Here is a 25,779-nt window from a genome sequence, read left to right as displayed (position 1 = left end):
CCTCAAATCACGACCCTGACCTGCACTTCTAACCGTCCCGAAAACTTTTTTCCCGAGGGGTGTGACGTTTCCGGCGACCGCGACGCAGTAAAGAGTGAGCCGACTGGTCATCGGCCGTCGCACTGAGCCGGGGTTCCCCCCGTACCCACGGCTCGTGCACCTGGCGCGGGCGGGACACGTTCCCCCGGTCCCGCCCGCGCCCCGCATCCCTCACCTTTCTCGCGTCCTTCGCGTCCTTCGCGTTCCTCACCAGTGGACGACGACCTTGTCGCCGACCCTCACCTGGGCGAACAGCTCCGAGATCGCCGCCTCGTCGCGCACGTTGACGCATCCGTGCGAACCGCCCGCGTACCCGCGTGCCGCGAAGTCGTAGGAGTAGTGCACCGCCTGGCCCCCGCTGAAGAACATCGCGTACGGCATGGGGGAGTGGTAGAGCGTCGACACGTGGTGCCGTGACTTCCAGTAGACGCGGAACACACCCTCGCGCGTCGGGCTGTACAAGGCGCCGAAGCGGACCGCCATCGTCTCGACCGTGCGCCCGTCGACCATCCAGCGCAGCGTCCGGCTGGTCTTGCTGATGCACAGCACCCGGCCGGTCAGGCAGCGCGGGTCGGGCGGGTCGGCCGGCTGACCACCCATCAGGTACAGCTCCCACCGGCCCGGCCGGTGCGTCATGGCCAGCAGCCGCCGCCAGGTGGCCGTGTCCAGCTCGCCCGTACGGGGCAGCCCGCGCTTGCCCTGGAAGCCGGCGACGGCCCGCTCGGTCAGGTCGTCGTAGCTGCCGGTCGGCCCGTCGAACAGCCAGTCGACCTGGCGGAGCCGGGCCTGCAGCTCGCGCACCCCCGTGCCGCTGTCCCCGCGCGACCACAGCACCCGGCCCGCGGGCCGGGCGGGCCGTGCCGTCGGCCGGTGCGCGCGCGTCCCGGCGGGAGCGGGGGCCGTGCCGGAGGGCAGCAGGACGTGCACCGGCGAGCGCTGCTTGCCGTCCCCGTCCGGGGGCCGCACGGTGCAGCCGCTGAGCGCGGCGAGGGCGGCGACCGAGACGAGTACGACGGCGGGTCTGCCCGGGATCCTCATGCCGGGGATGCTTCCCCGCGTGACCGCCGCCGAACTACGGGGCATGGTGAGGAGGTGACAAACCGTACTTCCGGAGGCATCCATGGCGCGTGAGTCGGAGTCGGGGCTGCCGATCGGGCCGGTCTACGGACCGGGCGACCTGACCGGCTGGGACCCGGAGGAGAAGCTGGGCGAGCCGGGCGCGTACCCCTACACCCGCGGGGTGTACCCGACGATGTACACCAGCCGCCCCTGGACCATGCGCCAGTACGCCGGCTTCGGCACCGCCGCGGAGTCCAACGCCCGCTACCGGCAGCTCATCGCGCACGGCACCACCGGGCTGTCCGTGGCCTTCGACCTGCCCACCCAGATGGGCCACGACTCCGACGCCCCCCTCGCGCACGGCGAGGTCGGCAAGGTGGGCGTGGCGATCGACTCGATCGAGGACATGCGGGTGCTGTTCGACGGCATCCCGCTGGACCGGGTGTCCACCTCGATGACGATCAACGCCCCGGCCGCGCTGCTGCTCCTGCTCTACCAGCTCGTCGCGGAGGAGCAGGGCGTACCGGCGGACCGGCTGACCGGCACCGTGCAGAACGACGTCCTCAAGGAGTACATCGCGCGGGGCACGTACATCTTCCCGCCCAAGCCCTCCCTGCGGCTCACCGCCGACATCTTCAAGTACTGCACCGCCGAGATCCCGAAGTGGAACACCATCTCGATCTCCGGTTACCACATGGCGGAGGCGGGCGCGTCCCCCGCGCAGGAGATCGCCTTCACGCTCGCCGACGGCATCGAGTACGTCCGCACGGCGGTGGCGGCCGGCATGGACGTGGACGCCTTCGCCCCCCGCCTGTCCTTCTTCTTCGTGGCGCGCACGACGCTGCTGGAGGAGGTCGCCAAGTTCCGCGCGGCGCGCAGGATCTGGGCGCGCGTGATGCGCGAGGACTTCGGCGCGAAGAACCCCAAGTCCTGGATGCTGCGCTTCCACACCCAGACGGCGGGCGTGCAGCTGACGGCCCAGCAGCCGGAGGTGAACCTCGTCCGGGTCGCCGTCCAGGCGCTCGCCGCCGTGCTCGGCGGCACCCAGTCCCTGCACACCAACTCCTTCGACGAGGCCATCGCGCTGCCGACGGACAAGAGCGCGCGGCTGGCGCTGCGCACCCAGCAGGTGCTGGCGTACGAGACGGACGTGCCGGCGACGGTGGACCCGTTCGCGGGTTCCTACGCGGTGGAGCGGATGACGGACGATGTCGAGGCGGCCGCCCTGGAGCTGATGGGCAAGGTCGAGGACCTCGGCGGCGCGGAGGCGGCGATCGAGCGCGGTTTCCAGAAGGCGGAGATCGAGCGGAACGCGTACCGCATCGCGCTGGAGACGGACGCGGCCGAGCGGGTGGTCGTCGGCGTCAACCGCTTCGGGCTGGCGGAGGAGGAGCCCTACGAGCCGCTGCGGGTCGACCCCGCGATCGAGGCCCGGCAGGCGGAGCGGCTGGCCCGGCTGCGGGCCGAACGGGACCAGGGGGCGGTGGACACCGCGCTGGACGCCCTGAAGAAGGCGGCCGAGGGGGAGGACAACGTCCTCTATCCGATGAAGGAGGCGCTGCGGGCGCGCGCGACCGTGGGGGAGGTGTGCGGGGCGCTCCGCGAGGTGTGGGGGGCGTACGTGCCGTCCGACGTCTTCTGAGCAATGTGCCGTGGGCGCCGTCGGACTCCCGTGCGACACTCCTTGCCATGTTCGGCGTCATCGATCTCCCCACCTATCTGGCCGGTCTCGTCCTGATCGTCCTGCTGCCCGGTCCCAACTCCCTCTACGTGCTGTCCGTGGCCGCCCGGCGCGGGGTCCGGGCCGGCTACACGGCCGCCGCCGGCGTCTGGTGCGGCGACACCGTGCTGATGACGCTGTCCGCCGCCGGGGTCGCCTCCCTGCTCCAGGCCAACGCGGTGCTGTTCGGCATCGTGAAGTACGCCGGTGCCGGCTATCTGACCTGGCTGGCGATCGGGATGCTGCGGGCCGCCCGGGAGATGTGGCGGACGCGGCGGGAGCGGGTGCTGGAGAGCGAGGCGAGCGCGCAGGACATGGCGCCCGCCGCCGAGCGGCCGCTGCGCCGGGCCTTCGTGGTCAGCCTCTTCAACCCCAAGGCGATCCTGTTCTTCGTCGCTTTCTTTGTTCAGTTCGTGGACCCGGGGTACGCCCATCCGGCCCTGTCCTTCGTCGTCCTCGGTGCCTTCGCGCAGCTCGCCAGCGTCCTGTACCTGAGCGCCCTGATCTTCGGCGGCACCCGCCTCGCCGCCGCCTTCCGCCGCCGCAAGCGCCTGTCGGCGACGGCCACCTCGGCGGCGGGCGCCCTGTTCCTGGGCTTCGCGGTGAAGCTCTCGCTGGCCGGCACGTGACCCTGGGGGGCGGTTGTCCTGACGGCGGCGCCCGTCGTTCGGGGCTTCAGCGGAGCCCGGCCCGGGTGAGGTACTCGTCCAGGCCGGACTCCGTGTCGCCCGCCCAGGCGACGTAGCCGTCGGGGCGGATCAGGAAGACCCCGGGGCCGTACGAGGCGGGGGCGGCCGGGAGTGAGTGCACCCCCGCTGCGGTCGTCGTCGCGCCCAGCAGCGTCCAGTGCGGGCCCCTGAAGGCGTCGAACAACCGGACGCCGTCCACCACGCCGTCCGGCGCCCGGTCGCCGGCCCGTACCCCGGCCGGAGCGGCACGCCGCTCCTCGCTCAGCGACGACTCCGGATACCCGAGCCCGAGCTGCACCGTCGCCGCGCCCCGGCGCACCTGCCCGCGGTGCACGCCCGTCGACAGCCCCAGCATGGCCGCCGCGTTCGGACGGCGCTCCTCCTCGTAGGTGTCCAGCAGCGCACCGGGCGCCCCGTCGCGCAGCACCGCGGCCAGCTTCCAGCCCAGGTTGTAGGCGTCCTGAACGCTGGTGTTGAGCCCCTGCCCGCCCGCCGGCGAGTGCACGTGCGCCGCGTCGCCCGCGAGGAAGACCCGGCCCGCCCGGAAGCGGTCCGCGAGCGCCGCGCGCGGCCGGAAGTCCGAGGCCCAGCGCAGCTCGGTGACGTCGTCCGCGTCGAGGTGCGTGTACGCCGCGACCAGCGTGCGGACGCCGTCGAGGGTCAGTTCGGGCTCGGTGCCCTCCGGCAGCTTCCCGGACAGCTGGAAGTCCTCCGTGCCGGCGAGCGGGCACAGCATGACGCCGGTGCCGTCGGCCCCCGGGAAGGCGTGCCAGTGCTCCCGGTCGAGACCCCGCACCCGGACGTCCGCCACCACGAACGGGCTGGGGTCGACGCTCTCCCCGGTCATGCCGACGCCCACCGCCCGCCGCACCGCGGAGCGTCCGCCGTCCGCCGCGACCACGTACCGGGCCCGGGCCGCCGTGCCGTCGGCGAACCGCACCTCGACGCCGTCGGGGTCCTGTGCGAGACCGGTCACCTCGCGCCCGAAGGCGACCCGTCCGCCCAGTTCCCGCAGCCGCGCGTGCAGGATCTCCTGGGTGCGCCACTGCGGGACCAGCAACGGCTCGGTGTACGGCGCGCCCTCGGCGGCGGGCGCGGGGTCGAACATCGGCTGCTCGCCGACCCGTTCGCCGTTCTTCCAGACCATTCGCACCGGGTAGGGGCCGCCCGCGGCGCGGAGCGCGTCCAGCACACCGAGGTCGTCGAAGACCTCCTGGGTGCGCGGCTGGATCCCCTTGCCGCGCGAGCCGGGGAACAGCTCCGCCGCCCGCTCCACGACCAGTGCGTCCACCCCGCGCCTGGCCAGGTCGACGCCGAGGGCCAGGCCGGTGGGACCGGCTCCCACGATCAGGACATCACGCATGATTTCTCCTTAACGATGTTAAGTGCCGCCGACCGCAAGGCTGCCCTTAACGCTGTTAAGCTGTCAAGCGTGAGTACGGAACGACGCACCCCGCTGGACCGCGCGCGGGTCGCGGACACGGCCCTGCGGCTGCTGAACGAGGTCGGCCTGGACGGCCTGACCCTGCGCGCCATCGCCAAGGAGCTGGACGTCAAGGCGCCCGCGCTGTACTGGCACTTCAAGGACAAGCAGGCGCTGCTCGACGAGATGGCTACGCAGATGTACCGGCGGATGGTCGCGGGGGCGGCGCTCGATCCCGCGGACACCTGGCGGGAGCGGCTGCTCGCGGTCAACCGCGGGCTGCGCGCCGCCCTGCTCGGCTACCGCGACGGCGCCAAGGTCTTCAGTGGCTCACGCTTCACGGGCACGGACCACGGGCGCGAGCTGGAGGCGCACCTGCGCGTCCTGACGGCGGCCGGGCTCACCCTGCCCCAGGCGGTCAACGCGGCCCGCACCGCCACCCTGTTCACCATCGGGTTCGTCACCGAGGAGCAGGGCGTGCGGCCCCTCCCGGGGGAGCGCCGGGAGGGGTACGGCATCGAGGAGCGCGCCCGGCGGCTGGCCGAGTTCCCGCTCGCGGCCGAGGCCGGAAAGGTGCTTTTCGACGACTGGGACCAGCAGTTCGAGGAGGGTCTCGCGCTGGTGGTCGCCGGTATCCAGGCGCGCTACGGAATCACCTGATTCACCCGTTCCGCTTTCCGTCTTTCGCCAGGGTGAACCTGGCCTGAATTCCCGGTGTACGGGAATTCTTCAGCGCCTTCCTCAGGCGCGGGCCGAATGGTTTCTCCACGAACCGGTGCATCAGATACGCGAGCAGCAGCATGCCCAGCACCGTCGCCCCCAGCGTGGGCCACGCGGGCAGACCCAGGCCCCGGTGCAGCACCCGGATGACGAACCAGCCCAGGTGCTCGTGGACCAGGTAGAACGGGTAGGTCAGCGCGCCGGCCGTGGCCAGCCAGGGCCAGTCCGCCCGGCCGGTCCAGCCGAGCGCAACGGCCGCCACGGCGGCGAAGGCCAGGGTGACGACCAGCAGGATGACCAGCGGGTCGCGCACGAGGTCCCCGTGCGCGCCCGGGTGCCACAGCCCGCGGGTGGCGGTGCTCTGCCCGAGCAGCCAGGAAGCGGCCACGATGCCCCACAGCAGCAGGTCGCCGCCGAAGCGGTGGATCAGGTAGAGGGCGAGCCCGCCGACGAAGAACGGGGCGTACTCCGGCATGACGAGCTGGTTGACCAACTCGCTGCCCGAGGTGCGGCACATCGCCGCGGCCAGCGTCCATACGCAAGCGAAGAGCACCACCCGGCGGTAGGTGACCCCGCGCGCGACGACGAACAGGGCGAACAGCGCGTAGAAGCGGACCTCCACCCACAGCGTCCAGCACACGCCCAGCACGCGCGGCGCGCCCATGGGCTGCTGAAGCATCGTCAGGTTGACCAGGAACTCGTCCGGGCGGACCGCGTGCACGACGGCGGGCAGGGCGAGCGCGGCGCCGGTGACCAGGACCAGGGCGACCCAGTAGGCGGGGTAGAGACGGGCGATGCGGGAGCGGGCGAAGTCGCCGAGCGTGCGGCCCCAGCCGCTCATGCAGATGACGAAACCGCTGATGACGAAGAAGAACTGGACGCCCAGACAGCCGTACGCGGCCACCTGGGACAGGGACGGGAAGAGGCGCGCGGGCGACTGGTGCCAGGAGGCCGACACCGTGCCGCCGCGCCCGGCGTAGTGGTAGAGGCAGACCATCAGGGCGGCCACCAGCCGCAGGCCGTCCAGGGCGAGCAGCCGGCCCCGGCGCGGGCTGGGAGCGGCCGGGCCGGCGGGGCCGGGCTCGGTGGGGCCGGGCTCGGTGGCGCGGGCGGCGGGGGCGGCGGCCGGATCCGGCGCGGCGGACGCCGGACCGGTGGCGAGGGCGGGAGAGGAAGCAGACATGGTGCCCGGCCACTACCCGGGAAAAAGACGTATGGGTGAACGAAATCGAACGGCGCGGCGAAGGGTCGGACCGTCGACCAGTCCGTTTCCCGAAGACGGCGTACTTCCTCCTGGGCGCCGAGCGCCGTGGAAGGTCACGCGGGAGAACGCCGCCCGGATCCGGACGGTGCTGGGCTGGTGAACGCGGCGGAGGGCGGCCCGTGCCGGACCCGCCCTCCGAAGGGGTGGGGGAAGGGGTGAGGTCAGCGGCGCACGACCCGGCGCAGACCGCGCGCCTTGCGGGCCATCCGGCGGACCGTGGCGTTGCGCGGGATGAAGGAGAGCTGCGCGGGCACCCCGCCCGGCAGCGCGAGCGAGGTCAGGCGCTTGCGCTTGAAGTAGCGCAGGGTCCGCTGGTCGAGGTTGGCCGCGAGGTACCGCTCGGTCTCCGCGCGCAGCCCGGGCAGGATCTTGGGCTGCATCGCGAAGCCGACGGCACGCACCAGCGCGCCGAGCGCCTCGACGTCCGTGCCCCGGCGCTGGGCGGTGACCGCGGCCTCGTCGCCCAGCTCCGGCAGCAGCGCGTCCACCACGGTGACCGGGATCCGGTTGCTGTTCTCGAACGGTGTCAGCCGCTCCAGCAGCAGATCGGTGCCGACCCGGGCGACGGGCAGGCCGTACAGCGCGGAGGCGGTGAGCAGGGCGGTGGAGAAGCAGCCGACGACCAGCGCCGGACGCATCCGCTGGTACAGCACCTCGGCGAGGACCGGGGTGTCGAGGACGGTCAGGTCCACCCCGAGCTTCTCGGCCTCCTGCTCCAGGGTGCGGGTGAAGCGGGCCGGCGCGGTGGGGTGCGGTTTGAACACCACCTGGCGGTGCCCGAGCCGCACGGCCCCCTTGAGCATCCGTACGTGCAGGTCCTCCTCCTGTTCGGCGGTGAGGATGTCCAGCGCGGACAGGTACTGGCCGAGCAGCAGCGCGGGCTCCTCCGCCGCGGGCAGGCCGTCGCCGAGGGGGGCGAGTGCGGCCAGCACCTTGGTGAAGGCCGGGGTGGGCACGATCTCCCCCGGGACGCCGAACTCGGTGAGCAGCAGCGGTTCGAGTCCCGGCACCAGGTCGAGGTGGAGCACCCGGTCCACCCGGGTGCCGACCAGCGGGTCGATCTTGTTCCGGGTGGGCCCGTAGCTCATCAGGCCGTCGGCGTAGACGGTGACCGGGGCGCCCGTGAAGATCTGGGCGAGCGCGAGCGAGGGGTTGACCTGGATCGACTCGACGGCCAGTTCGACGTCGTCGTCGCCCAGTCGCCACTCGTGCCGCAAGTACCGCTCCCACAGCGGCAGGTCCTCGGGGCGGGGCGCCCAGCCGCCGGGGTGGAAGGGGAAGATCGCCTCGTTGTACGACAGCACGTCGTCGAACCGGTCGCGCAGCCGCTCGAAGCCGGGCATCACCTCCAGACCGGGCGTGGTCTCGGGGGTGGCCGCGTTGTTGCAGACCAGCAGGATCCGGCGGTCGGCGGGGCGGAAGCAGCCGGAGTCCAGGGCGGCGGCGAGCGTGGCCGTGCCGTACAGCGTCGACGCCTGGAAGATCTGGGTGGTCACGCGGCGACCCCCGCGGGGGCGGGCCGGCGGCGCAGCCGGCGCAACCGGGTGGCGCGCTGGAGGTCCATGGAGTCCAGCGCCTCGTCCAGCACGTCCTGCGGCATGCGTCGCAGGGCCGCGGCGCTCAGGGATTTCAGTTTCTTCGCCACCGCCGGCTCGAACCTTTCGATGGATCCCAGGTGATGGGAAATGATGGCGCAATACGTGCGCACGGCCTTCGGCAGAAGCGCCCCGGCTTCCGGGTCCTCGGCGGTTTCCGCGATGACCTGGTCGAACGCGCGAATGAAATCGAGTTGCCGGACATCGCCGATCTGGGTGAGTGAGGAGGCGACTCCGCGCCGGTAGAACACACCGAGCAGGCTCACCGCGGCGAAGGATTCCGCCTCCCGGTGCAGTTTCCAGATCCACGGCCGGTCCTCGGCCGTGCGCAGCCCGTCCGTGAAGTGCAGCAGGCCCCGGTCCACCAGGCGGCGGTGGTAGATCCCCGCCCAGGCGTAGGCGTAGTCCACGGAGGTGGACCGGTCGGCGGGCAGGATCGCCGCGCGGGGGTCGAGCACCGTGTTCCGCCGGCCGACCGGCACCCGGTGCACGGTCCTGGCCCGTGCCGTGCACTGCACGTGGTCGGTGCGCAGGAAGTCGCAGCCCAGCTCGTCCATGGCCGCGACCAGCCGCGGGTAGTAGCCGGCGGCGAGCCAGTCGTCGCCGTCCAGGAACGTCAGGTACTGGCCGCGCGCCCGGTCGATCCCGGTGTTGCGGGCGGTCGCCAGCCCCCCGTTCCGCTCGTGGCGGACGAGGACGGCGCCCGGCAGCTCGCGCTCCGCGCGCGCGAGGATCTCCGGTGTCCCGTCGCGCGAACAGTCGTCGACGAGAATGAATTCGAAATCCTCACGCGCGTTCGCACGGAGACTCCTCAGGGTGTCGGGCGCGTATTGCTGCACGTTGTAGAACGGCACGATGACGGAGAGCTTGACCACGTCAGGGACGTTAGGCGGAAGCCCGTCATGTGTCTTGACGCCTTCCTTGATGCCAGGTGAACGACGCGTGGCGAAGCTGTGAACCGGGTCTTTTTCCGGCGCGATCACGAGCCGATTCGCCATTCGGCGATGTGCTGTTAACCGTTTGTTGCATTCAGGTTGGGCGGAACCTCGGAATGCCTTCCTAGCGTCTTCGGCGTGCCAGCCAGTGCAACGAAGTCCCTGCGGATCGCCGTCCTCGCGGATTCCGACACCCGGTGGAAGTGGGGCGCGCTCACCGCGCAGCGCGTCACTCCCACGGGCGACGGTCTCCGGCTCGACGGCTACCTCCTGCGGGGCCGAGCCACCCCCACCGCCCGCCAGTTGACGGAAGTCGGCGTCCAGCCGGACTCGCTCCGCGAGGTCACCGGCGCCGAGTTCCTGCGCGTCATGGCCGAGGAGTCCTACGACGTGCTCGTCCTCGCGCTGGTCGGCGGCGGGGTGCAGGCGATGCTGCACGGGCTGCGGAACGTGTGGGGCGGCTCGGGCCGGCGTCCCGTCGTCGTCACCGGCTACGTCGGCGTCGTCTACGAGAAGCTCGCCGACGGACTGCTGCTGCGGCACGGCGCCGACCTCGTCCTCGCCAACTCCCGCGCCGACGCGGAGCGTTTCCGCGCCGTGTACGAGGGTGTGGGCGCCGACGCCACGGCCGTCACCGAGGTCGCGCTGCCGTTCCTCGGCGGGGAGCCGTACACCGGCGAACACGACCCCTACACCGTCGTGTTCGCCGCCCAGCCCTCCGTTCCGGACAGCCGCAAGGACCGCACCTACCTGCTGGACCGGCTGATCCAGCACGCCCGCAGGCACCCCGAGCGCGAGGTGCTGCTGAAGCTGCGCTCCCGGCCCGGCGAGCACACCACCCACATCGAGGAACTTCCCTACCAGAAGCTGGTCCAGGGCAGGGAGCTGCCCGCCAACCTCCGCCTGGTGTACGGCCACATGGGCGAGGTGCTGGACCACACCGACCTGCTGGTCACGGTCAGCTCCACGGCCGCTCTCGAAGCCCTGCACCGCCGCATCCCGACGGTCGTCCTGACCGACCTGGGGGTGCGCGAGGTGCTCGGCAACCACCACTTCACCGGCTCCGGGTGCCTCGCCTCCTGGGACCAGCTCGACGCCGGGCACCGCCCCGCGCCGGACGGAACCTGGGTGGCCCGGCAGGGCGTCGCGCCCGGCGGGGAGGGCTCGTACGCCACCGCCTTCGACGCGGCCCGCGCCCGCATCGCCCGGCTGCTGGACCGGCCGGGCGGCCTGCCGCCGCTGAACCCCTACTACACACCCGAGACCGCGCCCGGCTACCTGCCCGGCATCCTCGCCCGCCACCACCTCGGCCCCGACGGCGCCCCGCTGCCCGGCGCACCCGCCGCCGACAAGCAGCCAGGACCCGTCCGCCAGATCGTGCGCCGGGCCGCGCGCGGCGCCTACCGCCACGGCGTGCAGCGCGTGGCCCCCGTGATCCGACGAATGGGAGAGCTGTGAGCGACCGGATCCCACGGCAAGGACTGGACCACATGACCGACGCCGACCACGACGCGCCCTCGGTGCGCCGCGTGCTCGCGGTGATCCCGGCACGCGGCGGCTCCAAGGGCGTCCCCGCCAAGAATCTCGCCCCCGTCGGCGGTGTCCCGCTGGTGGCCCGCGCGATCCGCGAGTGCCGCGCCGCCCGGCTGGTGACCGACGTGGTCGTCTCCACCGACGACCCGGCCATCGCCGCCGCCGCCCGGCAGGCCGGCGCCGAGGTAGTGCTGCGCCCCGCCGCCATCGCCGGCGACACCGCCACCTCCGAGGCCGCCGTCCTGCACGCCATGGACGTCCACGAGGCCCTGCACGGCACCGCCGTCCACGCGGTGCTGCTGGTGCAGTGCACCAGTCCGTTCCTCCTGCGCGAGGACATAGACGGGGTCGCCTCCGCGGTGATCGAGCACGGCGCGGACACCGCGCTCACGGTCGCGCCGTTCCACGGCTTCGTCTGGCGCGACGCGGCCGACGAGCTCCCGGCGCGCCCCGCGGCGGACGCGGGCCGCCCGGTGAGCGCGTCCGGCACCGCAGCCGCGCCGGCCGGCGGCTACGGCGTCAACCACGACAAGTCCTTCCGCCCCCGCCGCCAGGACCGCCCGCAGGACCTGCTGGAGACCGGCGCCGCCTACGCGATGGACGCGGCCGGCTTCCGAGAGCACCGGCACCGCTTCTTCGGCCGCACCGAGCCGGTCCGCACCGACCCGGCCCGGGTGCTGGAGATCGACGACCCGCACGACCTGGCACGGGCGCGCGCCCTCGCGCCCCTCTTCGACGCGGACCGCCCCGGTTCGCTCCCCACCTACGACGACATCGACGCCGTAGTCCTCGACTTCGACGGCACCCAGACCGACGACCGGGTGCTGATCGACTCCGACGGACGGGAGTTCGTCTCCGTGCACCGCGGCGACGGACTCGGTATCGCGGCCCTCCGCCGGAGCGGCCTGAAGATGCTGATCCTGTCCACGGAACAGAACCCGGTGGTCGCCGCCCGCGCCCGGAAGCTGAAGCTCCCGGTGCTGCACGGCATCGACCGCAAGGACCTCGCCCTCAAGCAGTGGTGCGAGGAGCAGGGCATCGCGCCGGAGCGCGTGCTCTACGTCGGCAACGACGTCAACGACCTCCCGTGCTTCGCCCTCGTCGGCTGGCCCGTGGCGGTCGGAAGCGCCCACGACGTCGTACGCGGCGCCGCACGCGCGGTCACCACCCTCCCCGGCGGTGACGGCGCGATCCGAGAGATCGCCAGCTGGATCCTCGGCCCCTCTCTCGATTCCCTCCCCAAGTAAGGACATCCCCTGATGAGCACCAACTCCCGTCTGCGCACGTTCGGTTCGCGCGAGGTCGGCCCCGGCCGTCCCGTCTACATCTGCGGCGAGATCGGCATCAACCACAACGGTGAGCTGGAGAACGCGTTCAAGCTGATCGACGTGGCCGCCGAGGCCGGCTGCGACGCCGTGAAGTTCCAGAAGCGCACCCCGGAGATCTGCACCCCGCGCGACCAGTGGGACATCGAGCGCGACACCCCCTGGGGCCGGATGACCTACATCGACTACCGCCACCGGGTGGAGTTCGGCGAGGACGAGTACCGCCAGATCGACGCGTACTGCAAGGAGAAGGGGATCGACTGGTTCGCCTCCCCGTGGGACACCGAGGCCGTCGCCTTCCTGGAGAAGTTCGACGTCCCCGCCCACAAGGTGGCCTCCGCCTCCCTGACCGACGACGAGCTGCTGCGCGCCCTGCGCGGCACCGGCCGCTCGGTCATCCTCTCCACCGGCATGTCCACCCCGAAGCAGATCCGCCACGCGGTCGAGGTGCTCGGCTCGGACAACATCCTCATGTGCCACGCCACCTCGACCTACCCGGCCAAGGCCGAGGAGCTGAACCTCCGCGTGATCAACACGCTGGAGAAGGAGTTCCCGAACGTCCCGATCGGCTACTCCGGCCACGAGACCGGCCTGCAGACCACGCTCGCCGCGGTCGCCCTCGGCGCCACCTTCGTCGAGCGCCACATCACCCTCGACCGCGCCATGTGGGGCTCCGACCAGGCCGCCTCCGTGGAGCCGCAGGGCCTCACGCGCCTGGTGCGCGACATCCGCACGATCGAGGCCTCCCTCGGTGACGGCGTCAAGAAGGTCTACGACTCCGAGCTCGGCCCGATGAAGAAGCTGCGCCGCGTCAGCGGTGTCGTCGCCGAGGCGGAGATCGCTGCGGCCGCGGGCGAGCCGGTCGCGGTCTGAGCGCCCTGATCGCCTGACGGATGCCCTTACGACGGGACGGTCGCACGCCGATGAGCCCCCGCGCCGGTCACGCCGGCCACCCCGCCCGCACGCTCGCCTTCGTGGAGAGCCCGGTACAGCTGCTGAACGTACTGGAGTGGGCACACCTGCAGGGCCTGCACGACCTGCACGACGCGGCCCCGTCCGGGCCCCGGGGTGCGGCTCCGGCCGCCCCGTCCGGCGGGGCGGGCGCGGATCCGGCGGACCCGTCCGGTCCGGGAGCGGCGGCCTCGGTCGTCCCGTCCGGTGCCGGGGGTGCGGACTCGGTCGTCCCGTCCGGCCTCGCGGGCACCGCCCCGCCCGCGCCCGTCGTGCCCCCGCAGGTCCGGCGCACGGCCGGTGGGGGCGGGCTGCCGGGGGAGGACGCGGAGCTGACCGTCGTCGTGCTGGCGCCGACCGACCCCATGACCCGGGGTCAGCTGCGCCGGATGGCCGACCTGGCCCGGGACGAGGGGTACCGGGTGCGCTGGGAGGAGGCGCGGGGCGGCACGACCGCGCCCTTCCACACCATCGGCGGCCTGGCCGGCCCGCTGCGCCGGGCCGACCGGATCGTCATGGGCGACCCCTTCTCCCGCTACGTGCAGCTCCTGCTCACCATCACCCGCGCCCGCGACCTGGTGGTCGTGGACGACGGCACCGCGACCATGGAGTTCGTCGCCCAGCTCGCCCGCGGCGAGCGGCTGGTGCGCTGGCACCGCAAGGGCGGCCGCCCCGGCCCCCGCGACCTGCTCTTCGCCCCCGTCTCCTCCTCGGCCCGCCGCCGCCTCACCCCGAGCGGCCGCCGCCGGGTCGAGGTGTTCTCCTCCATGCCGGTGACGGAGACCCCCGAAGGGGTCACGGTCACCGCCAACGACTTCGCCTGGACCCGGGCCCGCTTCGGCCCGCCCCGCATCACCAAGGGTGCCGACATGGTCGGCACCTCCCTGGTGGAGACCGGGGTGGTGGACGGCGACCGCTATCTGGAGGCCGTCCGCGACCTGGCCAAGGCGCACGGCGCCACCCGCTACTTCGCGCACCGCCGCGAGAACACCGCCAAGCTGCACCGGCTGGCCGCCGAGACGGGCCTGGAGATCGTCCGCCCGGACCTCCCCCTGGAGCTGATCGCCCGCCGCGGCCCCATCGGCCGCACGATCCTCAGCTTTCCCTCCACCGTCGTGCACACGCTGCCCCTCGCCCTGGCCGGCACCGGCGTCCGCGTCGCGGTCTGCGACATCGACCCGGGCTGGCTCACCGAGAACGCCTCCCCGCGGGCCCAGGGCTTCCTGTCGGGCGTCACGGACACGGCGCGGGACGTCCACCGGCTGGCGGCGGTGGCCCTGGCATGAGACCGCCCGGCCGGACCTCAGGAAGTCGGGTCCGGACGGTGGACACGTCGAGCGGGAACCGGGGTAGGCATGGTATGCGTGGAAGAGGAAACAGTGGTTTTACCCATCGAAGTATGCCGCCATGCGTCCGACGGTCAGATTTTCTTCCCCTAACAGGTTGAACTTTTGTTGATCGAGGGTCAGTTGACCGCCCGGGCGTCCTACCCTTCAGAGGGTGAACCAAGTGATGTCCCGAGAGTCCGAGGCCGAAATCCCCGGGGACGTGCTCCCCGGCGTGCTCAGCGAGTCCCTGCACGCCGAACTGGTCGCGTTCCGACGCGACTTGCACATGCACCCCGAACTGGGAAACCAGGAGTTCCGCACCACCGCCGCGATCAAGGAGCGGCTGGAGCAGGCCGGGCTGCGCCCCCGCGTCCTGGCCACCGGAACCGGCCTCCTCTGTGACATCGGGCTCCCGGAGGGCACCCGCCCCTCCGTGCCGATGCTCGCCCTGCGGGCCGACATCGACGCCCTGCCCATCCCGGACACCAAGGCGGACTGCCCGTACCGGTCCACCGTGCCCGACCGCGCCCACGCCTGCGGCCACGACGTGCACACCACGGTGGTGCTCGGTGCCGGGCTCGTCCTCGCCGACCTGCACGCCAAGGGGCTGCTGTCGCGCCCGGTGCGGCTGGTCTTCCAGCCCGCCGAGGAGGTGCTGCCCGGCGGCGCGCTCGGCGCCATCGGCGACGGCGCGCTCGACGACGTCGGCCGGATCCTCGCCGTGCACTGCGACCCCAAGGTCGACGCCGGCCGGATCGGGCTGCGGCACGGGCCGATCACCAGCGCCTGCGACCGCCTCGAGGTCGCCCTCGACGGCCCCGGCGGCCACACCGCCCGCCCGCACCTCACCACCGACCTGGTCACCGCGGTCGCCCGGGTCGCCGTCGACGTGCCCGCGATCGTCGCCCGGCGCGTCGACACCCGGGCCGGCCTCGCCCTGACCTGGGGGCGGATCGAGTCGGGCCATGCCCCGAACGTCGTCCCGCAGCACGCCGAGCTGTCCGGCACCATCCGCTGCCTGGACCTCGACGCGTGGCGCGAGGCTCCCGACATCGTGCACGCGGCCATCGACGAGGTCGCCACCCTGCACCGGGCCAAGTCGGAGATCAACTACGTCCGGGGCGTGCCCCCGGTCGTCAACGACCGGGAGTCCACCGAACTGCTGCGCCGGGCCATGGTCGCCCGGCGCGGGATGCGCTCGGTGGAGAGCACCGCGCAGAGCCTGGGTGGCGAGGACTTCTCCTGGTACCTGGAGAACGTGCCCGGCGCCATGGCCCGCCTCGGCGTCCGCGTTCCCGGCGACCGCGTGGGGCGCGATCTGCACCAGGGCGACTTCGACGCCGACGAGAACGCGATCACGGTCGGTGTGGAGCTGTTCACGGCCGCCGCGATGCTGGAGGCCCCGTAGCGGGACGGCCTCCGCCACGGCGGAGCGCGGGGCGACGGGGTGCCGTCAGGTGCCCTTCGTCCCTGCGTGTCACCCCGCTGTAACCCGCGGCGGCCGACTCCGGCCCGGAGTCGGCACGAATCGATAACGGCCGGGAGGAACACCGTTCCCCTCCCCTTCTACGCGCGTTACTGTGCGCCGAATCGCCACCACTGGCGGCACATTGGGGACAGCGGCCCGTGACGGCGCCGTGGGGATGAAGGAGTGCTTGCTGTGCGTCTGCTCTCTCGGAAGATGTCCCGGAGAACGAGGTTCTCCCAAGCTGCGGTGGCCGTCACGGTCGTCGCCCTCGCGGCCGCCGGGTGCGGCAAGTCCAGCACCGACTCCGCCACCTCGTCCTCCAAGGACGGCAAGTACTCCGGCAAGGGCATCGGCCTCGCCTACGACATCGGCGGCAAGGGCGACCAGTCCTTCAACGACGCCGCCTACGCCGGCTTCAAGAAGGCCCAGGACGAGTTCAAGATCGGCGGCCGGGACATCGAGCCGCAGGCCAACGAGTCCGACGCGGACAAGATCCAGCGCCTGGAGACCCTGGCCAAGGCCGGTTACAACCCGGTCATCGGTGTCGGCTTCGCCTACGCGCCGGCCGTCAAGCAGGTCGCCACGAAGTACCCGAAGGTCACCTTCGGCATCATCGACGACAACACCATCCAGGCGAAGAACGTCGCCGACATGGTCTTCCACGAGGAGCAGGCCTCGTACCTGGCGGGCGTGGCCGCGGCCAAGGCCACCAAGAAGCACCACATCGGCTTCATCGGCGGCGTGGACATCCCGCTGATCCACAAGTTCGAGGCCGGCTTCGACCAGGGCGCCAAGGCGGTCGACCCGAAGATCAAGATCGAGTCGCAGTACCTGACCCAGACCCCGGCCGAGGGCGGCTTCTCCAGCCCGGACAAGGGCGAGAACGCGGCCAACGGCCAGATCGACGCGGGCGCCGACGTGATCTACCACGCGGCCGGCCTCTCCGGCCAGGGCGTGATCAAGTCCGCCGCCGAGCACAAGGTGTGGGCCGTCGGCGTCGACTCCGACCAGTACCAGCAGAGCGCGCTGGCCAAGTACAAGGACTACATCCTCGGCTCGGCCCTGAAGAACGTCGGCGGCGCGGTCTACGACCTGGCCAAGTCGGTCTACGACGGCAAGCCGCTCAGCGGCGAGGTCCGCGGCGACCTGAAGTCCGGCGGGGTGGGCTTCGCCGACTCCAACCCGAAGTACAAGGCGCTGCCCGGTGTGGCCGCTGCCGTGGACAAGGCCAAGCAGGACATCGTCAGCGGCAAGATCACCGTGAACACCAAGTGATCTGACCCCGCTCGGGCGCCCGCCCGGCGCCGTCCTCCCGGTACGCCCCTTGCCTCCCGCAAGGGGCGTACTGCTGTCCGTAACCTTGGGCAGTGACTGTGGCCACAGCTCGATAACGGACCGGACATTGGGGGTTTTCCGACAGGTCTACGCGCGTTACGCTGCGGCGGAACCAGCGCCTGGTTTGGGCGCTTGCACAAAGGAGTCTCGTTCCATGCGCCGGGTGTCCCGTATCACGATTGCAGGCGTTGCGACCGCAGCGCTGGCCGTCACCGTCTCTGCCTGTGGCAGCTCTTCCTCGTCGTCCTCCACCGAGGGCAAGTCCAAGGGCATCGGCCTGGCGTACGACGTCGGCGGCAAGGGTGACCAGTCCTTCAACGACGCCGCCTACGCGGGCCTGCAGAAGGCCGAGAAGGACTTCGGCGTCGGCGCCCGGGACGTCGAGCCCCAGGACAACGAGACGGACGCGGACAAGACCCAGCGTCTGGAGACCCTGGCCAAGGCCGGGTACAACCCGGTCATCGGTGTCGGCTTCGCCTACGCGGGCGCCGTGAAGGAGGCCGCGGCGAAGTTCCCGAAGGTCACCTTCGGCATCATCGACGACAACCAGACCCAGGCGAAGAACGTCGCCGACATGGTCTTCCACGAGGAGCAGTCCTCGTACCTCGCCGGTGTCGCGGCCGCCAAGGCGACCAAGAAGAACCACATCGGCTTCATCGGCGGCGTGGACGTCCCGCTGATCCACAAGTTCGAGGCCGGCTACATCCAGGGTGCCAAGTCGGTCAACCCGAAGATCAAGGTCGAGTCGCAGTACCTGACCCAGACCGCCCAGGAGGGTGGCTTCTCCAGCCCGGACAAGGGCGAGAACGCCGCCAACGGCCAGATCGACGCGGGCGCCGACGTGCTGTACGCCGCCGCCGGCCTCTCCGGCCAGGGCGTCATCAAGTCCGCCGCCGAGCACAAGGTGTGGGCGATCGGCGTCGACTCCGACCAGTACAACCAGCAGGCGCTGGGCAAGTACAAGGACTACATCCTGACCTCGGCGCTGAAGAACGTCGAGGGCGCGGTCTACGACCTGTCCAAGTCCGTCATCAAGGACAAGAAGCCGCTCGCCGGCGAGATCCGCGGCTCCCTGGACAACGGCGGTGTCGGCCTGGCCGACTCCAACCCGACCTTCAAGGGCAACGCCGACATGCAGGCCGCGATCAAGAAGGCCGAGGCCGGCATCAAGGACGGCAGCATCAAGGTGAAGACCTCCTGACGATCTAGGTCAGGGGCCTTGGCCAACAGAGCGCTGCAATGGCAGCGTTACGGCCACGGAACGGGGTGCGGAGAGGATGACCTGCCCGCACCCCGTTCGCGCGGCAGAATGCTCGGAACGGATCGGTTACTTGCACGGGGCGGCTGTCCCTGATCAAGGCCGGTCAGGTCCGGGCACTATTTAAAGCAGGGGCGCTACGCGCGTAGAGCGGCCCCTTTCCCGAGGAGAGTGCGCCATCGACGCGTCCAGCAGCCCTCCGCTCACCGCTCAGTCGACAGTCGCGGTAGAGCTCGCGGGCATCACCAAGCGATTCCCCGGTGTGGTGGCCAACCACGACATCCACCTGACGGTCCGCAAGGGCACCGTGCACGCCCTCGTCGGCGAGAACGGCGCCGGCAAGTCGACCCTGATGAAGATCCTCTACGGCATGCAGAAGCCGGACGAGGGCACCATCGCCGTCGACGGCGAGCAGGTGAGCTTCTCCAGCCCGGCCGACGCGATCGCCCGCGGCATCGGCATGGTCCACCAGCACTTCATGCTGGCCGACAACCTGACCGTGCTGGAGAACGTGGTGCTCGGCAGCGAGAAGCTGTTCGGCATCGGCGGCGGCGCCCGCAAGAAGATCAAGGAGATCTCCGACCGCTACGGTCTCGGCATCCGTCCGGACGCCCTGGTCGAGGACCTCGGCGTGGCCGACCGCCAGCGCGTGGAGATCCTCAAGGTCCTCTTCCGCGGCGCGCGCACCCTGATCCTCGACGAGCCGACCGCCGTGCTCGTCCCGCAGGAGGTCGACGCGCTCTTCGACAACCTGCGCGAGCTGAAGGCCGAGGGCCTGTCGGTCATCTTCATCTCCCACAAGCTGGGCGAGGTGCTGTCCGTCGCCGACGACATCACCGTCATCCGGCGCGGCACGACCGTCGGGACCGCCGTCCCGGCCGAGACCACCCCGCGCCAGCTCGCCGAGCTGATGGTCGGCAGCGAGCTGCCCACCCCGGAGACCGCCGAGTCCACGGTCACCGACAGCGCGGTGCTGGAGGTCAGGAACCTCACCGTGCACGCCCGCGGCGCCGTCTCCATGGGCACGGAGGAGGAACCCGCCGCCGGGGGCCTCACCGAGTTCGCGCCCGCCGGCGCGGTCAAGAAGGTCCTCGACGACGTCACCTTCACCATTCACGCCGGTGAGGTCATGGGCATCGCCGGTGTCGAGGGCAACGGCCAGACCGAGCTGATCGACGCGCTGATCGGCACCAAGCACGCCGACTCGGGGCAGATCGTCTTCCTCGGCGAGGACATCACCCCCTGGGCCACCCGCAAGCGCCGCGAGTCCGGCGTCGGCTACATCCCCGAGGACCGTCACCGCCAGGGCCTGCTGCTGGAGTCCCCGCTGTGGGAGAACCGCATCCTCGGCCACGTCACCGAGAAGCCCAACGCCAAGGGTTTCTGGCTGAACCCCAAGGGCGCCCAGGCCGACACCCGGCGGATCGTCGAGGAGTACGACGTCCGCACCCCCGGCATCGACGTCACCGCCGCCTCCCTGTCCGGCGGCAACCAGCAGAAGCTGATCGTCGGCCGCGAGATGAGCCACGACCCCAAGTTCCTGATCGCCGCCCACCCCACCCGCGGTGTGGACGTCGGCGCCCAGGCGCAGATCTGGGACCGCATCCGTGAGGCGCGCCGCGAGGGGCTGGCCGTGCTGCTGATCTCCGCCGACCTCGACGAGCTGATCGGCCTGTCGGACACCCTGCGCGTCATCTACGACGGCAGGCTGGTCGCCGACGCCGACCCGGCCACCATCACGCCGGAGGAGCTCGGCACGGCCATGACGGGTGCCGCGTCCGGTCACCTGGAGCACGAAGAGACCGCCCCCGAGGGCGCCGACAACGCCGGTCCGGAGGACGAGGCCCGATGAAGAAGTTCGACAAGGAGCGGGTGCTCGTCGCGGTGGCCGGACCGGTCATCGCGATCGTCCTGGCGATCGTGCTGACCTCGGTGGTCCTGCTCGCCTCGGGCAAGAACCCGATCGAGCCCTATGTCCTGATGCTGCAGCAGCTGCCGTACTCGGACATCCAGGTGCTGATCATCAACCAGGCGTCGCTGTACTACATCGCCGCCATCGCGGTCGCCCTCGGCTTCCGCATGAACCTGTTCAACATCGGTGTCGACGGCCAGTACCGCCTCGCCGCGGTGATGACCGCCGTCGTCGGCGCGCACGTGGCCCTGCCCGGCGTCCTGCAGATCCCGCTGCTGCTGATCGTCGCCATGGCCACCGGCGCCTTCTGGGCCGGCATCGCCGGTGTCCTGAAGGTCACCCGGGGCGTCAGCGAGGTCGTCGCGACGATCATGTTGAACTCGATCGCCACCGCCGTCATCGGCTACGTCACCCTCACCGACGTGTGGGGCGTGCAGGTCGGCGACAACGTGACGACCGGCGTGATGAAGAAGTCCGGCTGGTTCCCCGGCATCAACCTCGGCTCGGACGTCGGCGAGATCTACGGCCTGGTCTTCCTCGCCGTCGTGCTCGGCATCGGCTACTGGGTGGTGCTCAACCGCACCCGCTTCGGCTTCGACCTGCGCGCCACCGGCGCCTCGGAGACCGCCGCCGCCGCCTCCGGTGTCGACGCCAAGCGCATGGTGCTGGTCTCCATGCTGATCTCCGGCGCCATCGCGGGCCTGGCCGGTCTGCCGCTGCTGCTCGGCGACACCCACACCTACAGCCTGAGCTTCCCCGCCGGCCTCGGCTTCACCGCCATCGGCATCGCCCTGCTCGGCCGCAACAACCCCGGCGGCATCGCGCTCGCCGCCCTGCTGTGGGCCTTCCTCGACAAGGCCTCGCCCGCCCTGGACTACGCGACCCCCGTGGCGTACGACAAGGAGATCGCCACGATCATGCAGGGCCTGATCGTCTTCGCGGTCGTCATCTCGTACGAGGCCGTACGGCAGTGGGGCCTGCGCCGCCAGCAGAAGCGGGTCGGCGCGGAGCTGGCCGCGGCCGCCGCTCAGAACACCAAGAAGGAGGTGGCGGCCTGATGTCCACCGCGACCATCGCCAAGCCGCAGGCGAAGCAGCCCGGCAAGGGCGGCCGCCGAATGTCGCTCCCGGTACTCCTGCTGGTCATCGCGGGCGTGCTGGTGCTGACCTCGATCGTCCGCCTGATCACCGGCGCGGACGGCATCACCTCGGTCGGGCAGATGTCCACCGCGCTGCAGCTCGCCGTGCCGATCGGCCTCGCGGGCCTCGGCGGCCTGTGGGCCGAGCGCGCGGGCGTCGTCAACATCGGCCTCGAGGGCATGATGATCCTCGGCACCTGGTTCGGTGCCTGGGCCGGCTACCAGTGGGGCCCGTGGGTCGGCATCGCCTTCGGCATCATCGGCGGCGCGCTCGGCGCCGTCCTGCACGCCGTCGCCACCGTGACGTTCAACGTCAACCACATCGTCTCCGGTGTGGCGCTGAACATCCTGGCGCTCGGCGTCACCCGCTACTTGTCGAAGTTCACCTTCGCCGACGCCCCGCAGGGCTCCACCAAGCAGTCCCCGCCGATCGACTCGCTCGGCGAGTTCAGCATCCCGGGCCTGTCGGACTGGCTGAACACGCTGAACGGCAAGCACTGGTTCCTGGTCTCCGACATCGCCGGCCTGCTCGGCGGCCTGGTCACCGACCTGTCGCCGCTCACCGTCATCGCCGTCGCGCTCGTCCCGCTGACCTGGTGGGTGCTGTGGCGCACCGCGTTCGGCCTGCGCCTGCGCTCCTGCGGCGAGAACCCGGTGGCGGCCGAGTCCCTCGGCGTCAACGTGTACAAGTACAAGTACATCGCGGTGATCATCTCCGGCGGCTTCGCCGGCCTCGGCGGCGCCTTCCTGTCGATCGTGGCGTCCAACGTGTACCTCGACGGCCAGACGGCCGGCCGCGGCTACATCGGTCTCGCCGCGATGATCTTCGGCAACTGGATGCCGGGCGGCCTCGCCCTCGGCGCCGGCCTGTTCGGCTACACCGACAGCCTCAACCTGCGCGGCGGCACCACCAACGTGCACGCGCTGATCCTGCTGGTGGCGATCCTGCTGGTGTTCGGCGCCGGCTACCTGGCCTGGCGCAAGAAGTACGTCCCGGCCGTCGTCACGGTCGTCGTCGCGGCCCTGATGTTCGTCTGGTACACCTCCACCAACGAGGTCCCGCGGCAGCTCGTGACGGCCACCCCGTACATCGTCACGCTGCTCGTCCTGTCGCTGTCCGCGCAGAAGCTGCGCATGCCGAAGGCGGACGGCCTGCCGTACCGGAAGGGACAGGGCAAGTGACCGCCGCGCCGGCCGGCGTCGACTGGGAGGCGCTGCGGGCCGAGGCGCGGGAGGCCATGTCCCACGCCTACGCCCCCTACTCGGGCTACCCGGTCGGCGTGGCCGCCCTGGTCGACGACGGGCGCACGGTCACCGGCTGCAACGTGGAGAACGCCTCCTACGGGCTCGGCCTGTGCGCCGAGTGCGGGCTCGTCTCGCAGCTCCAGCGCACGGGCGGCGGCCGCCTCACGCACTTCACCTGTGTGGACGGCGAGGGCGCGCTGCTCGTCCCCTGCGGCCGCTGCCGCCAGCTCCTGTACGAGTTCGGCGGGCCCGAGCTGCTGCTCGACACCCCGGCGGGCGTCCTCGCGCTCTCCGAGATGCTGCCCCAGGCCTTCGGCCCGGACCATCTCACCAAGTAACTCCCGTGCGGCCCCCCTGACCTGTTCAGGGGGGCCGTGCACTTCGCACCTCCCGGAAGGAAAGTCATGGCCATGGACGCCATCTCCGTCATCCGCAGCAAGCGGGACCGCGGTGAGCTGACCGACGAGCAGATCGACTGGGTCATCGACGCGTACACCCGCGGCGAGGTCGCCGACTACCAGATGGCCGCGCTCAACATGGCGATCCTGCTCAACGGCATGAACCGCCGCGAGATCTCCCGCTGGACCGCGGCCATGATCGCCTCCGGCGAGCGCATGGACTTCTCCTCGCTGTCCCGCCCGACGGCGGACAAGCACTCCACCGGCGGCGTGGGCGACAAGATCACCCTCCCGCTGGCCCCGCTCGTCGCGGCCTGCGGCGCGGCCGTCCCGCAGCTCTCGGGCCGCGGCCTCGGCCACACCGGCGGCACCCTGGACAAGCTGGAGTCCATCCCCGGCTGGCGGGCGCTGCTCTCCAACGAGGAGATGCTGCACGTCCTGGACACCACGGGCGCGGTGATCTGCGCCGCGGGCGACGGTCTCGCCCCGGCCGACAAGAAGCTGTACGCCCTGCGCGACGTCACCGGCACGGTCGAGGCGATCCCGCTGATCGCCTCCTCGATCATGTCGAAGAAGATCGCCGAGGGCACCGGCTCGCTGGTCCTGGACGTGAAGGTGGGCTCGGGCGCCTTCATGAAGACGATCGAGGACGCGCGGGAGCTGGCGTCGACGATGGTCGGCCTCGGCACCGACCACGGCGTGAAGACGGTCGCCCTCCTCACGGACATGGCCACCCCCCTCGGCCTGACCGCGGGCAACGCCCTGGAGGTCCGCGAGTCGGTCGAGGTGCTGGCCGGCGGCGGCCCCGCGGACGTCGTGGAGCTGACGGTCGCGCTGGCCCGCGAGATGCTGGAAGCGGCCGGGGTCAGGGACGCCGACCCGGCGAAGGCGCTGGCCGACGGCTCCGCGATGGACGTCTGGCGGCGGATGATCGCGGCCCAGGGCGGCGACCCGGACGCCGAGCTGCCCACGTCGAAGGAGCAGCACGTCGTCAAGGCGCCGTCCACCGGTGTGCTGACCCGCCTGGACGCCTACGACATCGGCGTCGCCGCCTGGCGCCTCGGCGCGGGCCGCGCCCGCAAGGAGGACCCGGTGCAGGCCGGCGCGGGCGTCGAGATGCACGCCAAGCCGGGCGACACGGTGACCGCGGGCCAGCCCCTGCTGACCCTGCACACCGACACCCCGGAGCGCTTCGACTACGCCCTCCAGGCGGTCGAGGGCTCCTACGACATCGCGGCCCCGGGCACCGACTTCACGGCGTCGCCGGTCGTGCTGGAACGTATCGCCTGACCTGCGGTTTCCCCTTTCGGGCGAACGGGACCGGTGGACCACCGCCGGTCCCGTTCGGCATGCTGGGACCGGTGGCGCTCCGATCGCCGAGGCGCAAAAAGATCTCCTCGCCGAATTTCCCCGCACGCAGGACACGGTGGACATCGGCCTGTGGTTCGCCCTACAGCGTGACAGTGGGCCCACCCAGGCGACCTCCCTGCCGGCTGACGAGATCACCCCAGCACCGCCGCCACCCCCACCAGCACCGGTACCGACACCACCGTCGACAGCAGGATCGACTCCCGGGCCAGGGACTCGGCCACCCGGTAGCGGCTGGCGTAGGTGAACAGGTTCTGGGCGGCCGGGAGGGCCGAGGTGACCACCACGTCCAGCAGGGTGGCGCCGTGCAGGGCGAAGACGCCCTCCGCCAGCAGCCACGCCACCAGCGGCTGGCCCACCGACTTCAGCGTCACCGACAGCAGGACCGGGCGGCGGTCCCGGCCCCGGCCGGGGAGCGCGTTGCCGTGCAGGGACATGCCGAAGGCCAGCAGGGCGGCCGGCACGGACATGTTGCCGATCAGCGTGAGCGGGCTCATCAGGGGGCCCGGCAGCCGCCACCCCGCCGCCGACACCAGAACCCCGGACAGCGAACCCACCGCGATCGGGTTGCGCAGCGGGGTCAGCAGGCGCCGCCACACCGTGCCCTTCTCGCCCATGCCGGACAGGTCGAGGACGGTGAGCGCGACGGGGGTGACCAGGACGACCTGGAAGAGCAGGACCGGGGCCACCAGCGACGCGTCGCCCAGGACGTACGCCGCGATCGGGATGCCCAGGTTGCCGGAGTTCACGTAGCCCGAGCACAGGGCGCCGATGGTGGTGCGGCCCACGCCCCAGCGCCTGAGCGCGCCGACCGCCACGAACAGTCCCGAGACCACGGCCGTGCTCAGGGCCGTGACGAGCAGCCGCGCCGAGAAGAGGACCGACAGATCGGCCTTCGCCAGCGTGGTGAACAGCAGCGCCGGACCCGCCACCGTGAACGCCAGCCCGGTCAGCACCGCGGCGCCCTGGTCGCCGAGCGTCCCGCGCCACCCGAGCACATAGCCCACCCCGATGACGACCGCGATCACCGCGAACCCGCTCAGCACCCCCTGCACAGGGCACAACCCTGCGACGGA

At 71.6% G+C, this 25,779-nt stretch carries 21 protein-coding genes; 15 read left to right on the top strand and 6 right to left on the bottom strand.

Annotated features, from left to right (window positions below; all coding sequences use genetic code 11):
* Positions 1-246: 246 nt before the first annotated feature.
* Positions 247-1,077, bottom strand: a complete 831-nt coding sequence (locus tag PV343_RS17790) for a L,D-transpeptidase family protein (protein WP_319147902.1) — start codon at positions 1,075-1,077, stop codon at positions 247-249.
* 82 nt (positions 1,078-1,159) lie between these two features.
* Between PV343_RS17790 and PV343_RS17785 the strand changes: the two genes are divergently transcribed.
* Complete coding sequence (locus PV343_RS17785; protein WP_319147901.1) at positions 1,160-2,740, top strand: methylmalonyl-CoA mutase; 1,581 nt, start codon at positions 1,160-1,162, stop codon at positions 2,738-2,740.
* 47 nt (positions 2,741-2,787) lie between these two features.
* Positions 2,788-3,447, top strand: coding sequence for a leucine efflux protein LeuE (gene leuE / locus PV343_RS17780; protein WP_319147900.1), 660 nt, complete (start codon positions 2,788-2,790; stop codon positions 3,445-3,447).
* A gap of 46 nt (positions 3,448-3,493) precedes the next feature.
* On the opposite strand, the gene PV343_RS17775 is transcribed toward leuE, so the two are convergent.
* Positions 3,494-4,873, bottom strand: coding sequence for an FAD-dependent monooxygenase (locus PV343_RS17775; protein WP_319147949.1), 1,380 nt, complete (start codon positions 4,871-4,873; stop codon positions 3,494-3,496).
* Between the two features lie 66 nt (positions 4,874-4,939).
* Here PV343_RS17775 and PV343_RS17770 point away from each other — a divergent pair, with 66 nt between their 5' ends.
* The gene (locus tag PV343_RS17770) at positions 4,940-5,590 is read left to right on the top strand and encodes a TetR/AcrR family transcriptional regulator C-terminal domain-containing protein (protein ID WP_319147899.1); all 651 of its coding nucleotides are present in this window, start codon (positions 4,940-4,942) and stop codon (positions 5,588-5,590) included.
* A gap of 1 nt (position 5,591) precedes the next feature.
* Here PV343_RS17770 and PV343_RS17765 read toward each other — a convergent pair whose 3' ends face one another.
* From PV343_RS17765 to PV343_RS17755, 3 genes are all read right to left on the bottom strand, one after another.
* Positions 5,592-6,833: an acyltransferase gene (locus PV343_RS17765; protein WP_319147898.1), complete on the bottom strand. Its 1,242-nt coding sequence runs from the start codon at positions 6,831-6,833 to the stop codon at positions 5,592-5,594.
* Between the two features lie 242 nt (positions 6,834-7,075).
* Positions 7,076-8,410, bottom strand: coding sequence for a polysialyltransferase family glycosyltransferase (locus PV343_RS17760; RefSeq protein WP_319147897.1), 1,335 nt, complete (start codon positions 8,408-8,410; stop codon positions 7,076-7,078).
* The gene (locus tag PV343_RS17755) at positions 8,407-9,384 is read right to left on the bottom strand and encodes a glycosyltransferase family 2 protein (protein WP_319147948.1); all 978 of its coding nucleotides are present in this window, start codon (positions 9,382-9,384) and stop codon (positions 8,407-8,409) included. The genes PV343_RS17760 and PV343_RS17755 overlap by 4 nt, the downstream gene beginning before the upstream one ends.
* Positions 9,385-9,582: 198 nt before the next feature.
* Between PV343_RS17755 and PV343_RS17750 the strand changes: the two genes are divergently transcribed.
* From PV343_RS17750 to PV343_RS17695, 12 genes are all read left to right on the top strand, one after another.
* Positions 9,583-10,902, top strand: a complete 1,320-nt coding sequence (locus PV343_RS17750; protein ID WP_319147896.1) for a DUF6716 putative glycosyltransferase — start codon at positions 9,583-9,585, stop codon at positions 10,900-10,902.
* A gap of 32 nt (positions 10,903-10,934) precedes the next feature.
* Complete coding sequence (locus PV343_RS17745; RefSeq protein WP_319147895.1) at positions 10,935-12,224, top strand: N-acylneuraminate cytidylyltransferase; 1,290 nt, start codon at positions 10,935-10,937, stop codon at positions 12,222-12,224.
* 12 nt (positions 12,225-12,236) lie between these two features.
* Entirely contained in the window at positions 12,237-13,175 is a 939-nt protein-coding gene (locus PV343_RS17740) for an N-acetylneuraminate synthase family protein (RefSeq protein ID WP_319147894.1), read from the top strand.
* 50 nt (positions 13,176-13,225) lie between these two features.
* Complete coding sequence (locus PV343_RS17735) at positions 13,226-14,539, top strand: hypothetical protein (protein ID WP_319147893.1); 1,314 nt, start codon at positions 13,226-13,228, stop codon at positions 14,537-14,539.
* 226 nt (positions 14,540-14,765) lie between these two features.
* Complete coding sequence (locus PV343_RS17730) at positions 14,766-15,989, top strand: amidohydrolase (protein WP_319147892.1); 1,224 nt, start codon at positions 14,766-14,768, stop codon at positions 15,987-15,989.
* A gap of 273 nt (positions 15,990-16,262) precedes the next feature.
* Positions 16,263-17,324, top strand: coding sequence for a BMP family lipoprotein (locus tag PV343_RS17725; RefSeq protein WP_319147891.1), 1,062 nt, complete (start codon positions 16,263-16,265; stop codon positions 17,322-17,324).
* A gap of 214 nt (positions 17,325-17,538) precedes the next feature.
* Complete coding sequence (locus PV343_RS17720) at positions 17,539-18,585, top strand: BMP family lipoprotein (protein WP_319147890.1); 1,047 nt, start codon at positions 17,539-17,541, stop codon at positions 18,583-18,585.
* Between the two features lie 235 nt (positions 18,586-18,820).
* The gene (locus tag PV343_RS17715) at positions 18,821-20,494 is read left to right on the top strand and encodes an ABC transporter ATP-binding protein (RefSeq protein ID WP_319147947.1); all 1,674 of its coding nucleotides are present in this window, start codon (positions 18,821-18,823) and stop codon (positions 20,492-20,494) included.
* On the top strand, positions 20,491-21,612 hold the full coding sequence (locus PV343_RS17710) for an ABC transporter permease (protein ID WP_319147889.1): 1,122 nt from the start codon (positions 20,491-20,493) through the stop codon (positions 21,610-21,612). The genes PV343_RS17715 and PV343_RS17710 overlap by 4 nt, the downstream gene beginning before the upstream one ends.
* On the top strand, positions 21,612-22,874 hold the full coding sequence (locus tag PV343_RS17705; protein WP_319147888.1) for an ABC transporter permease: 1,263 nt from the start codon (positions 21,612-21,614) through the stop codon (positions 22,872-22,874). Before PV343_RS17710 ends, PV343_RS17705 begins: the two co-directional genes overlap by 1 nt.
* Positions 22,871-23,275 (top strand): cytidine deaminase, encoded by a 405-nt coding sequence (locus tag PV343_RS17700; RefSeq protein WP_319147887.1) that lies wholly within the window; start codon positions 22,871-22,873, stop codon positions 23,273-23,275. The genes PV343_RS17705 and PV343_RS17700 overlap by 4 nt, the downstream gene beginning before the upstream one ends.
* A 66-nt stretch (positions 23,276-23,341) precedes the next feature.
* The gene (locus tag PV343_RS17695; protein ID WP_319147886.1) at positions 23,342-24,625 is read left to right on the top strand and encodes a thymidine phosphorylase; all 1,284 of its coding nucleotides are present in this window, start codon (positions 23,342-23,344) and stop codon (positions 24,623-24,625) included.
* Between the two features lie 212 nt (positions 24,626-24,837).
* On the opposite strand, the gene PV343_RS17690 is transcribed toward PV343_RS17695, so the two are convergent.
* The gene (locus tag PV343_RS17690) at positions 24,838-25,758 is read right to left on the bottom strand and encodes an AEC family transporter (protein WP_319147885.1); all 921 of its coding nucleotides are present in this window, start codon (positions 25,756-25,758) and stop codon (positions 24,838-24,840) included.
* Positions 25,759-25,779 lie beyond the last annotated feature (21 nt).

Source organism: Streptomyces sp. WI03-4A, from assembly GCF_033792105.1.
Taxonomy (GTDB): Bacteria; Actinomycetota; Actinomycetes; order Streptomycetales; family Streptomycetaceae; genus Streptomyces; species Streptomyces collinus_A.
Note: the sequence above shows the minus strand (reverse complement) of the source record. Positions and strands in the feature narration are given on the sequence as shown.